We start from the raw sequence: 12,688 nt of genomic DNA on the forward strand, positions 1-12,688 counted from the left end.
CGATCGGGGTGCCCGGGCGCCGCGCCGAGAATCACAACGCCGCAACGGGAGCGATGGGGCCGAGGTCGTGCGGTTTTTCTCCTTTTATAGATGAGGCGTTTACGCGTTCACCCTCCCTCTGGGAGGGTCGCGGAGGAGTGAGCGACGACGCGGGGAGGGTCGTCTGTGGCTCGGAGCCAATCGAACACCACGAATCGACCCTCCCCTCGCTGCGCTCGACCCTCCCAGCCAGGGAGGGTGAATTCCCAAAAACCGCACGACCTCGACCAATAGGACCTATATGTCGCATGTGTCGCATTGGTCCTATTTCCCCCTGACAATTTCCAGCACCCCGTGGCCGGTAAACCGGCCAAACGCCCGCCCAGAAGGGCTGGCGTACGGTCGGCGGGAAAGCCCGCCGTGGCTTACCTACAGCGATCCGCCCCAGCCCAGTTTCTCGCGCAGGGTGCGGTAGTCGTTTTGCCCGGGGACGGACAACATTTCGAAGGTGTGATCCGAACGCTGAACCTGGACGCGGTCTCCCGGCAGCAGTTGGCTGAGGATTCGGCCGTCGACGACCACGCTGGTCGATTCGTTGGGTTCGCTGACGGTCAGTTCGAACACCGTGTCAGCGGAATCGACCAAGGGGCGATAGGTCAGCGTGTGGGGGCTGATCGGCGAAATCACGACGGCTTGCAGATTGCGTCGCAGGATCGGGCCACCAGCCGACAGGTTGTGTGCGGTGGATCCGACCGGCGTCGCCAGGATCAATCCGTCACAGCGATAACGTGTCGCCAGATTTCCATCGGCGAACAGGTCGATGCCCAGGATCTGGTACGGTGGCCCGCCCAGCACGGCGACTTCGTTCAAAACCAGTTGTTCGCAGACGGTTTTCCCGTCACGAATCAAGCTGACCTCCAGCATCAGGTGGTCGATGACCTCAAATGCCCCGCAGCACACCTGGGGCCAGACTTCCAAGAAGTCGTCGGGGGAGAGCGCGGCCAAAAAGCCGAGGTTGCCGCAGTTGATGCCCAGCACCGGGATCTTCTTTCCCGCCAGCTGACGAGCGGTTTGCAGGATCGACCCGTCACCGCCCAGGACGATCACCAGGTCGATGTCTGGATCGTCGAAGCCGTACTGGAAGTGGAAGTCTTCGGCGACGATTTCGGCGTGCTGGGCGATCAGCGGTCGCAGGCGGACCGCTTCGCTGCGGACGCGATCGCGATCCGGGGCGCCGAGGATTGCAACGCGGGGGACGTTGCGGTGACCGCTGGGCCAGATTCGATTGTTCGATCGGTATTCGGCGGGGTTGCGCGTCATGGATTTCTATCGCCCCGAGGGGCAGGACCCTAAAGTGAAAAGGCGACACATCACGACAAGTCTACCGCAACTTTGTTTTCGATTGGGCCGGATAGTCGCCGTCCTCTCCGAGGTCGGCGCGGCGGAAAGCTTCGCTTTTTCGCGCCCGCGCCGAGTTCGGAGCACACGGCGACTGTGGCTTCGTTTTCGGTTGGGCTGGATAGTCGCCGTCCTCTCCGAGGTCGGCGCGGGGGAAGCTTCGCTTTTGAGGGCGCCGAGTTCGGAGCACACGGCGACTGTGGCTTCGTTTTCGGTTGGGCTGGATAGTCGCCGTCCTCTCCGAGGTCGGCGCGGGGGAAGCTTCGCTTTTGAGGGCGCCGAGTTCGGAGAACACGGCGACTGTCGCTTCGTTTTCGATTGGGCTGCGAGGTGCCGATCCCGGTTTCTTGACCAGCTCAAATCTGATTCGGGCAGCGGGCTCACGCAATGGTCGATGTCGCCGGGGCGGCTTGGCGGCACCGCTCGGCGATCGCTTCGGGGCTGAGGCCGCATTGGTGGAGCAGGTCGTTTCGATCGCCGTGTTCGACAAAGCGGTCGGGAAGGCCGAGTGTTTGGACGCCTCGGGTATCCAGTCGCTGTTCGACGGCGGATTCCAGGAAGGCGGATCCGAAGCCGCCCATCACCGCGTTCTCTTCGACGGTCAGCACAAACCGCCCGGTTTCGATGCTCTGTTTGACCATCTGGCCGTCGATCGGTTTGGCGAACCGGGCGTTGATGACGCAAATGTCCAATTCGCCTTCCAGCAGTTCGGCAGCCTCGAGGGCGTTTTCCAGCATGGCGCCGAAGGCGACGATCGTTCCGTCGGTCCCTTCACGGATGACTTCGCTTTTGCCCAGCTCGATCGCCGGGATCGATTGCTCACGCTGGAGCGCGGAGGCTTTGGGGTAGCGGATGCTGCAAGGGTGGTCGTGGTCGAGTGCGAACCGCAACATCATCCCGAGCTCTTCGGCATATCCGGGGGCCATCACGACCATGTTGGGGAACAGTCGCATGTAGCCGATGTCATAGACGCCGTGGTGGGTGGGGCCATCGGGGCCGGTCAATCCGGCGCGATCGAGCATGAACACGACCGGCAGGTCTTGCAGCGAAACCTCTTGGAAAATCTGGTCGTAGCTGCGTTGCAGGAACGTGCTGTAGATATCGACGATCGGCCGCGCCCCGGCCTTGCATTGCCCGGCGGCAAAGGCGACCGCATGGGATTCGCAGATCCCGACATCGAAGAACTGCTTGGGGAACTTTTCGCGAACCGGTTCCAATTTGTTGCCCTGGCACATCGCCGCGGTGATCACGCTGACTTTTTCGTCGGCCGCCATCGCTTGGCTGATCGCATCGCGGGCGTGCAGGGTAAACGGCGGCAGGCCGTCGCTGTGTCGCGGCACCGGTTTGCCGTCGCGGTCTTCGAATGCCGGCGGGGTGTGAAAGAACACGGGGTCGGCGGCGGCGGGTTTGTACCCGTGGCCTTTTTCGGTCACCACGTGCAACAACACCGGGCCTTTCATTTCCCGGGCCATCGCCAGGTACTTTCGAACCAACGCGATGTCATGTCCGTCGATCGGTCCGACATAGCGGATGTTCAATTCTTCGAACAGCATGCCGCCGACCAGACCGGCTTTGACGCCTTCCTTGAGTTGGGCGAGAAACCGTTCGGCCGGGTCACCGAACATCGGGATCTGTTCGAGCAGCTTTCCGACTTCGCTTTTCAGGCCCGTGTAATAGGGGTTGCTGCGGAGGCGATCCAGGTAGCCGGCGACGGCCCCGACGCGGTGGCAGATCGACATCTTGTTGTCGTTCAGGACGATCGTCAGGTCGTCTTCCAGATGGCCGGCGTTGTTGAGTGCTTCGAACACGATGCCGCTGGGGAAGGCGCCGTCGCCGATCACCGCGACGGTGCGGCGGTCGGGTTGGCCGACCATCAAATCACCGCTGCGCAGGCCGACTGCGGTGCTGACGCTGCAGCCCGCGTGGCCGGTCATGAACAGGTCGTACTCGCTCTCGTCCGGGTTGGGGTAACCCATCAATCCGCCTTGGGTGCGGATCGAGGGGAAGTTGTGGTAGCGCCCGGTGACCAGTTTGTGGGGATAGATCTGGTGCCCGGTGTCCCAGATCAGGCGATCGGTGCGAAAGTCGAATTCGCAGTGCAGGGCCAAGCAGAGTTCGACGACGCCCAGGTTGGAGGCGAAGTGGGCCGTCCGGGTCGCCAGCAGGTTGCACAGCACGTCACGGATTTCGTCGGCGGTCGACTCCAGTTGCTGGGGCGAAAAATCACGCAGGCCCGTCGCGTCTTTCAAGCTCGCCAGGAGAGGGTGTTTTGGGTCGTTCAATGTGGCTTCCTGTTGGGGGCGGTCCGCGGCGTCGGTCCGTTGCTGCGGCGGCAAGGTGATGGCTTGAAATGGCTTGGAGTCAGTGGGGGCGAGCGAGGACGTAATCTGCCAGGTGTTCTAACCGCCAGGCGGACGGTTCGAAAACAGCCAGATGAGATTTTGCAGATTGAACCAGGTCGCTGGCAAACGTTTGTGCTTGGTCGAGCCCCAACAGTCCGGGGTAAGTCAGTTTTCCACGCCCGCTGTCCTTGCCGACTCGCTTGCCCATGCTCGATTCGTCCGCGGTGTGGTCCAGCAGGTCGTCGACCACTTGAAAGGCTAATCCGAGGTCGGCGGCGAAGGCGGCGAGCGCTTGTGACTGTCGCTCGTCGGCGCCACACAGGGCGGCGCCGAGTTGGAGTGAGGCGGAGAACAGGGCGCCTGTTTTTCGGCGGTGGATCGATTCCAAGAACGCGAGCGAGGCATGTTGCTTTGGAGTACGACGGTTCCCCTCCGATGGTTCGGTGGTCGTCGCCGTAGCCAGCTGTTTCAGGTCCGCGGCAACCGCTTCGGGCAGTTGCCCCGACTCGGCGGCCAGATCATCGGCTTGTCCGCCGACGAGCTGTTCGGGGCCGGCGGCGGCGGCCAGGATTTCGACGGCTCGGCCGCGGCGCAGCGGATCGGCGACGCTGCGGCAAAGGTGAGAAAACGCCAGGGGCTGGAGGGCGTCGCCCGCCAGAATCGCGGTGGCTTCATCGAATGCCAAGTGGACGGTCGGCCGTCCGCGGCGGAGGTCGTCATCGTCCATCGCCGGCAGGTCATCATGAATCAGCGAGTAGGCATGCACCATTTCCACCGCAACCGCCCCGGGCATCGCGTCGTCGAACGATCCGCCACAGGCCTCCGCGGCCATCAGCACCAATGCCGGGCGCAATCGTTTTCCAGGGGCCAGCAACGCATAGCGGATCGCGTCGGCCAAGCGGTCGGGGCAGCCGTTGCCGAAACTGCACGCGTGCCGGAGTGCCTGTTCGATCGCGGGCAGCAAATCACCGAGCGCGCGATCGATGCTCGGCTCGGTGTCGTGCGGTTCAGTTCGGTCGATGGGAGAGGCGGGCAAGGCTGACCACTGGATCGGAAAGGGGTGAACTGGGGTAAATCCCCGTAGTGTACAGCTTAAAAAAGCCCCCCGGTTTCGTCCACGTCGCTGACCGAGCCGCGGGACTTTCTGGCCGGTTTGCGGCCGGCGGCGATCGCGGCTCCGCTGGGGGGCTGTTTGCCGCCCTGTCCGGTGTCCACCGGTTCGACCGACGCCGTACCGTCTTCGTCCACGCTGGTCAGCACGGCGATGCGTTTTTCAGCACGCTGCAAAACCTGGTGACAGAGTTTGATTTTTTCGATGCCCCGTTCGTACTGGAGCAACGATTCGGACAGCCCCAGCTCGCCGCCTTCGAGGGCTTCGACGACCGTCTCGACTTCCGCGAGGGCGGTTTCGAAGTCGATCGGGGGATCGGTGTCGGCTTTTGGATTTGATGCCGTGCTTTGTTTTTTCTTTGCCATGATTGCTCGGCTTTTAGCTTCGGGGTGGCCTGTGAACGCAAGATTTAAAGTCGTCGAATTCCTGAGGGAACTCTCCCTTCCCGGGAGCCTGCGGTTTATGGGAATTAACCCTCCCTGGAAGGGAGGGTCGAGCGTAGCGAGGGGAGGGTCGATTCGTGGCGTTTGAATACCTCCGCTCCACAGCAAACCCTCCCCGCGTCGTCGCTCACTCCTCCGCGACCCTCCCAGAGGGAGGGTGAGGGCGTAAACGCCTGCAATGTAAGAAGTTAAAAATCGCTCGACGTCTCCGAGGGGGTTTTGTCTTGACTTGAATGCGTATGCCGTCGCATACGCGTCGCGTCTGGCATTTTCGCGATCGCGGGTCGTTTGTCGATGCCGGCTACTCGATCCAGCCGCCGCCCAGGACTTGGGTGCCGTGGTAGACGACGGCGGCTTGCCCGGGGGCGACCGCGTCGACGGGGCGGTCAAAGCGAACGCGGAATCGATCCGGCGCGGCGAGGTCGATTTGGATCGATGCCGGTTGCGGGGACCCGTTGTAGCGGATCTGAACGGCCAGACGATCGGTTGGGTCCGCCGCGTGGCCGAGTGGGGCCAGCGATTCCGGATCGACCAACCAATTCGCGTCGGCAGCGGAAAACTCCTCGCAGGCCAACGATTCCTTTTCGCCGAGCACCACCTGATTGGTCTGGGGGTCGATCCGGACGACGAAGTGCGGCGTACCCAGGGCGATCCCCAAGCCTTTGCGTTGCCCGACGGTGAAGGCTTCGTAACCGTCGTGGGTGCCGACCACGCGGCCGTCGGTCGTGACAAATTCGCCGGCCGTTGTCCCGGCCCGACTCGGGCGACGCGCTTTGACGAAGTCGCTGTGGTGTCCCTGGGTGACGAAGCAGATCTCTTGGCTGTCGCGTTTACCGGCCACGCCGAGTTGAAGGCTTTCGGCGATGGTGCGGATTTCGGTTTTTCGGTAGTCACCGACCGGCAGCAACATTCGTGGCAGACGTCCGCGACCGATCCCGAACAACGCGTACGATTGATCTTTATTGCTGTCCAGCCCGCGGTGCAGTTGGCCGTCGATCATGCGGGCATAGTGTCCGGTCGCCAGGTAGTCCGCTTCGACGCCCTCGGCATAGTCGAACAATCGGCCGAACTTGATCCAATGATTGCATTTCACGCAGGGGTTGGGGGTGCGGCCGTTAAGGTAGTCGTCGACGAAGTAGTCGACGATGCGACGAAAGTCGGCTTGCAGGTCCAGTGCATAAAAGGGGATGCCGAACTTGGCGGCGACACGTTTGGCGTCGGCGGCATCGCTGGCGGTGCAGCAGCCTTGTTTGTGATCGGCGCGTTCGCCGCTCAGGTTTCCCGAACCGGCAGGGCCCCCCAAGACGGGAAGCGAGGAGGTCGAGCTGCCGCGATCGGCCGAGCCGTCGATCTTGCACACCTGGCTGGATTCTTCTCCGTGGCGCATGAAGACCCCGATCACTTCGTGTCCGGCCTCGAGCAACAGATGTGCCGCGACACTCGAATCGACTCCCCCACTCATCGCCAGGACCACGCGTGCCATGTATAGTTTTCAACCTCCCGGAAATGTCTTTTCAAAGTTAAGAAAATTCGTCGTGATCGGCGAAAAGGATGTGATCACTGATGGACGCGGAAATGGTTCAGCGCAGTGAAAAGATCGAAAAACGCCTGAAACTGCTCGCCGAATCCTTGGACCATCGCGGCAAGGCGGGGCAGATCAAAAAAATCGAAGCCAAGATGGGCCAACCGGATTTCTGGGACGACAACGAAGCGGCCCAAAAGACGGTTGGTGAACTCAAAGCTCTAAAAGCCATTGTCGGCCCTCTGGACGAATTGTCCAGCAGCGTCGAGGACTTAAGTGTCCTGATGGAGATGGCCGAGGAAGACGAATCGGTGGCCGCTGAGGTTAACGAAGAACTTGCGCGCCTGGAGAACATCCTGGACGATTTGGAGCTCAAGGCGCTGCTGAGCGGCCCCAATGACAACGCCGGGGCGATCTTGACCATCAATGCCCGCGACGGCGGCACCGACGCCAACGACTGGGCCGAAATCATGCTGCGGATGTATTCCGCCTGGGCTGTCGATCAGGACTACAAGATCCAATTGCTCGACCGACATGATAACGAGGAAGCCGGGATCAACAGCGCCTCGATCGCCATCCGAGGACCGATGGCCTATGGCTACCTGAAAGGGGAGGAAGGGATGCACCGTTTGGTGCGGATTAGTCCGTTTAATAGTGAAGGCAAACGCCAGACCAGTTTTGCCGCCGTCAGCGTCGCTCCGGAAATCGACGACAGCATTGAAGTCGAAATCGAAGAGAAGGACGTGCGGACGGACACCTTTCGGGCTAGCGGCGCCGGCGGCCAACACGTCAACAAAACCGACAGCGCGATTCGGTTGACCCACGTCCCCACCAACACCGTCGTGCAGTGCCAAAGCGAACGCAGCCAGCACCAGAACAAGGCCAACGCGTGGAAGATGCTACGGGCGAAAATGGCGCGTTTGGAAGAGGAGAAGCGTGAGGCCGAAGTCGCAGCCAAGTACGGCACCCAGGCCCGGACCGGTTTTGGAAGCCAGATCCGCAATTACTTCTTGCACCCCGACCAACGTGTCAAGGACGCCCGCACCGGACACTACGTCGGCAATTTCAACAGCGTCATCGACGGCAGTGAGTTGCAAGGATTCCTGGATGCATTTCTGCGCTGGCGGGCGGGCGACAAAACGGTCGCCAGCGAGGAAGAAGACGAGTGACATGTCCGCACGCGCCGTCAGCGTTGCGACACACCTGTGCTCTGATCATCTGGTCAGGTGCGTCAGATTGACATCGATTTGCGTCACACCCGCGTTTTTGCTGGTTGTTCCCCAGTAAATCTGCTCGACAGCCCCCCGTTGTTGAATATAACGAAGGGGCAGACACCGTCGGCAGGGAAAACGTTACGAAGCAACGAGCGGAGGTTCGTGGCCCACGAAATGGCAGGACGCCCCCGATCTGGTAGGGCCTGAACCGGCATGGAATGACCGCTCCATTCCGATTGACACGGCATACTGGAGATTGACGGTCATGGACAAGGTCAGTCAAGCAGTGGGGCAATCTGATCGAATGATTAGCAAACAGTCGAGTGCGACGTCACGTGCGGCCGACGCGGAAGGTGCGTCGCCGCGGCGAGCCAACTCCTATCGCCATGCAAGCTCAAGGTCCGCGGTTGTCACCGCGTTCGAAGCCTCGCATCTGTTGCGACTGGTGACGCGCGGGATGATCGCCGTGTTGTGTGTCGTTGCGGTGTTTCTGTTTCTGTTTTTTCCCGACCATTCGGGCGCAGTGACGTTTCCGATCCCGATGCTGGTGATCGGGTTTGCGGTGTTGCGAGCATTCGCACGGTTCACGCATCTGTTGATCTTCAGGCCCGGTCGATCGATGCGGCCGCGACGTTCCCATCGCGGGCTCGCGCTGGCGGCATCGGCATCCGACTATTTGATCAAAGCGATGGTCGCATTTCTGTTGGCGACAACGATCGTCGTTGGGTCCACCTACGATTTTCCATACGTCGGAATTGTTGCCGCGCTGTTGCTGTTGATGGCGACCTTGGTCAACCGTCCTTGGGGAGGCTTGTTCCCGGATGCATCGCGGGAGGAGCAGCGGGACCGGGTGCGGCGGCAGACGCGCGAGTCATTGGCCCAGGCGGCGCTGGAAGCGGGGGGCGTCCCCGAGGTCCGGACCCGTAGTCGCGATCGGCAAGTCGGCCAGATTCGGGCCGCGCTATCCGAGGGCAGCGGGACCGACGAGGTTTACATTGAGTTTGATGAGGTCGAAGAGGAGCAGGGCGTTTTCTCCGATGCCCCATCACCTCAGTGGGGGCCCGACGACGTCCCGACACGTCTGCACGTGATCGCAGATCGGGTCGGTTGACCTGACTCGTTCCACGGCTCGGAACATCGACTCTATTGCTGTTTAGGCGGTAGCCTCTGCGCCGCATTTAATAACATCGCCTGGGGGCAGGGAACGAGCGCAGCGGAGTGACCGCCACCCCAGGGCAAGAAAGCCAAACCCGCGCCCTCTCCCTTTCGGTCGGCCGGTGGCAGAGTCGCCGGCCGGTCGAAAGGGGGGGGAGAGTTCACGGTGGATCGTGATCATGCCGCCGTCGCACCGTCGTGGAGCATTTGTTGTAAACGGGCCAGCGTGGCGAACATCTCGTTCCATTGTTGAACGACTTCCATGGTGGCGAGCGCCGGCGCGTCGTCTCGGTCAAAGCCTAGTTCGCTGACCCGGACGATGTCATCCATCACGCTCACCCCGCGCGTTGCGGCCGATTCCGTTTTCGATTCGGCCGATTGGCCGTCGGAATCATCCACGGGCAAGACCTGCAACATGGCTTGGTGAACGGCCCACAGAGCGGCCTTGCGAGAGGATTCGGCTTGGACGGTGGTGCGAAGCGTTCCGGATTGGACGAAGTACTTGGCCATGGGGATGTCTCCGATTGGTGGCGGTGAAGGGGATTCGGCCGAGCGGCTCATTCGCCTCGGCTACTCTCTTGATCGCCGCTGCGGTGACACCTTCGGTCCAGACTGCGATCCTCCGTGTCAGGGAGAGTTAATTCCCAATATCGCACGGCCTCCTACACGTGCGTTATTGCGCGCCCCGTCGTGACGTCTGCTCGGATGGCGCGCCACATTCGGGCACATCGGAGGGATGGCAAGAAGAAATTCTTGCTCGATCGTGCTCGTCTGCCCCGGAGTGCGATGGCTGGGGTGGCGAACACGCCGCATCAAGTGGTTGGTGCGTTTGAAAGCGGTTTGTCCGGGGGGATTGGGATCGGGCACGGCATTTGCTTTAGGTCGCGGCGAGCCGAGCAGCGTCTACGGCTTTGAAAACAGGATCGAATTGCCCACCCCCGATCGTCATGTTTCCTATCAAAGAATCGCGTTTTCTGTCCGAGGACGTCAAACTGTTTCGTGTCCAGGCTCCTCGGATTGCGCGCAAGCGTCAGGCCGGGCAGTTCGTCATCGTTCGCATCCACGAACACGGCGAGCGGATCCCGTTGACGATCGCCGACTCGGATGTCGACGAAGGCACGATCACGATCATCGTGCAGGGCATCGGCAAGACGACACGCTTGCTGAACGAACTGGAAGCCGGCGATGCAATTCTGGACGTCGTCGGTCCGCTGGGGGAAGCTTCGGAAGTCAAGGACTTCGGCACGGTCGTCGTCATCGGTGGTGGAGTGGGAACGGCCATCGCCTACCCGACCGCGGTGGCGATGAAGCAAGCCGGCAACCATGTGATCACCATCGTCGGCGCCCGCAATTCTTCGCTGCTGATTTTGGAAGACGAAGTCCGTGCGACCAGCGACGAGCTGTACCTGATGACCGACGACGGCAGCTACGGCGAACAGGGATTCGTTACCCAAAAGTTGCAATCGCTGATCGACCAGGGGCGGACGATCGATCACGTCCTGGCGATCGGTCCGATTCCGATGATGCAGGCCGTCGCCGAAGTCACGCGGCCGCATCAGATCCCCACGATCGTCAGCTTGAACCCGATCATGGTCGACGGCACGGGCATGTGTGGCGGATGCCGGGTGTACGTCGGCGGGCAGTGCAAATTTGCCTGTGTCGACGGTCCGGAATTCGACGCCCACCAAGTCGACTTCGCCAATCTGGTCCAACGCAACCGTATGTATCGTCAACGCGAGCAGGAGTCGCTCGAGCAGTTCGAGCAAGACCCCACGCACGATCTGGAGGAAGCCCATCATTGCCAGATGGAACAGCGGTTTCCCGAGGCGGGGCCGAGAACGGTTTGACGCTCACGACACGAATGCTCCCTTTTCAACACATCACCCCCGATGACGACCATGGTCGACAAGCTGCCTCCCAAAGAACGCACCAAGATTCCTCGTCAGACGATGCCCGAGCAGGATGCCTGTGAGCGTGCGCATAACTTTCGCGAAGTCAATTTGGGACTCGACGAAGCGATCGCGCAGCGGGAATCGCAGCGTTGTTTGACCTGTGCCGATCCCAAGTGCACCCACGGCTGTCCGGTCGGCGTGCAGATTCGCGAAGTGGTCGATTTGGTCCGCGAAGGCGAGTACCTTTCCGCGGCCGCCAAGCTGCGCGAGGACAATGTGCTGCCGGCAGTGACCGGTCGGGTCTGTCCGCAAGAAAACCAATGTGAAGGCGCGTGCGTGTTGGCCCGGCGTTTCAATTCGTTGGCGATCGGATACATCGAACGGTTTGTCGCCGACTATGAACGAGAAACGGGGCAGGTCGGGCTGCCCGAGCGGGCGCCGGCCACGGGCAAGAAAGTCGCGATCGTCGGCAGCGGTCCGGCGGGCTTGAGCTGCGCCGGCGACCTGGCCCTCAAAGGGCATGGCGTGACGGTGTTCGAAGCCCTGCACGAAATCGGCGGCGTGTTGATCTATGGGATCCCCGAGTTTCGTTTGCCCAAAGAGATCGTTCGGCAGGAGGTCGACAACATGCGCGCGATGGGGATCGATTTTCAAACCAATGTCGTCATCGGCAAAACGGTCACCATCGACGAGCTGTTCGAGGAAGAAGGCTACGATGCGGTGTTCATCGCCACCGGCGCGGGGCTGCCGAAGTTCATGAACATCCCCGGCGAAGAGTTGCCCGGGGTCTATTCGGCCAACGAATTCCTGACGCGTGTGAATCTGATGAAGGCCTATGACCGCGACCAATACGATTCGCCGATCTACGAATGCCGTGATCGCAATGTGGCGATCATCGGCGGGGGCAACACGGCGATGGACAGCGTCCGGTCGGCGTTGCGATTGGGCGCCAAGAACGCCTACATCATCTATCGCCGCAGCGAAGAGGAGATGCCGGCCAGGGGTGAAGAGGTGCATCACGCCAAGGACGAAGGCGTGCAGTTCATGAACCTGCACAACCCGCTGGAATTTATCGGCAACGAAGAGGGGAATCTGTCCGGCGTCAAGCTGATCAAGATGGAACTCGGCGAAGCGGACGAATCGGGACGCCGCAAACCGATCCCGATCGAGGGTTCCGAATTCGTCATGCCGATCGACGTGGCGGTCGTAGCGATCGGCACCGGCGCCAATCCGTTGGTGCAATCGACCACGCCGGACATGGCGACCAACAAATGGGGTTACATCGTTGCGGACGACGAGACGTTGCGGACGAACAAACGCGGCGTGTTTGCCGGCGGCGATATCGTCAGCGGCGCCGCCACGGTGATCTTGGCGATGGGCGCCGGTCGAACCGCGGCCCGGTCCATGCACGCATTCCTGGAAACCGGCCAATGGTGAAAACTGGGGCCCAGACGCTGTGCTGCATGGCGTAGCTACCTTCGCCAGAAGGTGGGCCCGGCGTTTTCCAGGCCCGCATCGAACGCGGCTACGAACACGTGCCGCTTGTGTAGATTCTGCGCACGGGACGCTGTAAGATGATCAAAGTGTCGCTTGACCGAGAGGCATCAATCGTGCGTCCTAAGGATGTCCGTC

At 61.5% G+C, this 12,688-nt stretch carries 10 protein-coding genes; 4 read left to right on the top strand and 6 right to left on the bottom strand.

What is annotated here, in order from left to right:
- Nucleotides 1-408: 408 nt before the first annotated feature.
- From H1B37_RS29015 to mnmA, 5 genes are all read right to left on the bottom strand, one after another.
- Nucleotides 409-1,299, bottom strand: coding sequence for an NAD(+)/NADH kinase (locus H1B37_RS29015; RefSeq protein WP_182870788.1), 891 nt, complete (start codon nt 1,297-1,299; stop codon nt 409-411).
- A 458-nt stretch (nt 1,300-1,757) separates the two neighbouring features.
- A complete protein-coding gene (gene dxs, locus H1B37_RS29020) occupies nt 1,758-3,659 on the bottom strand; it encodes a 1-deoxy-D-xylulose-5-phosphate synthase (protein WP_182870789.1) in 1,902 nt (633 codons plus the stop codon).
- 79 nt (nt 3,660-3,738) lie between these two features.
- A complete protein-coding gene (locus tag H1B37_RS29025; RefSeq protein ID WP_286178328.1) occupies nt 3,739-4,755 on the bottom strand; it encodes a polyprenyl synthetase family protein in 1,017 nt (338 codons plus the stop codon).
- Nucleotides 4,756-4,811: 56 nt separating this feature from the next.
- Nucleotides 4,812-5,195 carry an exodeoxyribonuclease VII small subunit gene (gene xseB, locus H1B37_RS29030; protein ID WP_182870790.1) on the bottom strand — a complete coding sequence of 128 codons (384 nt, stop codon included), beginning with the start codon at nt 5,193-5,195 and terminating at the stop codon, nt 4,812-4,814.
- Between the two features lie 379 nt (nt 5,196-5,574).
- Complete coding sequence (gene mnmA, locus H1B37_RS29035; RefSeq protein WP_182870791.1) at nt 5,575-6,756, bottom strand: tRNA 2-thiouridine(34) synthase MnmA; 1,182 nt, start codon at nt 6,754-6,756, stop codon at nt 5,575-5,577.
- A gap of 80 nt (nt 6,757-6,836) precedes the next feature.
- Here mnmA and prfB point away from each other — a divergent pair, with 80 nt between their 5' ends.
- Entirely contained in the window at nt 6,837-7,964 is a 1,128-nt protein-coding gene (gene prfB / locus H1B37_RS29040) for a peptide chain release factor 2 (protein ID WP_286178329.1), read from the top strand.
- A 349-nt stretch (nt 7,965-8,313) separates the two neighbouring features.
- On the top strand, nt 8,314-9,120 hold the full coding sequence (locus H1B37_RS29045) for a hypothetical protein (RefSeq protein WP_182870792.1): 807 nt from the start codon (nt 8,314-8,316) through the stop codon (nt 9,118-9,120).
- Nucleotides 9,121-9,341: 221 nt separating this feature from the next.
- Here the strand turns inward: H1B37_RS29045 and H1B37_RS29050 are convergent, their stop codons facing one another.
- Nucleotides 9,342-9,674 (bottom strand): hypothetical protein, encoded by a 333-nt coding sequence (locus H1B37_RS29050; protein ID WP_182870793.1) that lies wholly within the window; start codon nt 9,672-9,674, stop codon nt 9,342-9,344.
- Nucleotides 9,675-10,111: 437 nt separating this feature from the next.
- Here H1B37_RS29050 and H1B37_RS29055 point away from each other — a divergent pair, with 437 nt between their 5' ends.
- Together H1B37_RS29055 and gltA are read left to right on the top strand one after the other, a co-directional pair.
- Nucleotides 10,112-11,011 (top strand): sulfide/dihydroorotate dehydrogenase-like FAD/NAD-binding protein, encoded by a 900-nt coding sequence (locus tag H1B37_RS29055; protein ID WP_182870794.1) that lies wholly within the window; start codon nt 10,112-10,114, stop codon nt 11,009-11,011.
- A 51-nt stretch (nt 11,012-11,062) separates the two neighbouring features.
- Nucleotides 11,063-12,493: an NADPH-dependent glutamate synthase gene (gltA, locus tag H1B37_RS29060; protein ID WP_182870795.1), complete on the top strand. Its 1,431-nt coding sequence runs from the start codon at nt 11,063-11,065 to the stop codon at nt 12,491-12,493.
- The last annotated feature ends 195 nt before the right edge of the window (nt 12,494-12,688 follow it).

It is taken from the genome of Stieleria mannarensis (assembly GCF_014154935.1).
Taxonomy (GTDB): domain Bacteria; phylum Planctomycetota; class Planctomycetia; order Pirellulales; family Pirellulaceae; genus Stieleria; species Stieleria mannarensis.

Bases quoted from the DNA above. Each gene is read 5' to 3' on its own strand.
- gltA (WP_182870795.1), top strand. From the start codon at position 11,063: ATGGTCGACAAGCTGCCTCCCAAAGAACGCACCAAGATTCCTCGTCAG.
- mnmA (WP_182870791.1), bottom strand. From the start codon at position 6,756: ATGGCACGCGTGGTCCTGGCGATGAGTGGGGGAGTCGATTCGAGTGTC.
- H1B37_RS29055 (WP_182870794.1), top strand. From the start codon at position 10,112: ATGTTTCCTATCAAAGAATCGCGTTTTCTGTCCGAGGACGTCAAACTG.
- H1B37_RS29050 (WP_182870793.1), bottom strand. From the start codon at position 9,674: ATGGCCAAGTACTTCGTCCAATCCGGAACGCTTCGCACCACCGTCCAA.
- xseB (WP_182870790.1), bottom strand. From the start codon at position 5,195: ATGGCAAAGAAAAAACAAAGCACGGCATCAAATCCAAAAGCCGACACC.
- H1B37_RS29045 (WP_182870792.1), top strand. From the start codon at position 8,314: ATGATTAGCAAACAGTCGAGTGCGACGTCACGTGCGGCCGACGCGGAA.
- prfB (WP_286178329.1), top strand. From the start codon at position 6,837: ATGGACGCGGAAATGGTTCAGCGCAGTGAAAAGATCGAAAAACGCCTG.
- H1B37_RS29015 (WP_182870788.1), bottom strand. From the start codon at position 1,299: ATGACGCGCAACCCCGCCGAATACCGATCGAACAATCGAATCTGGCCC.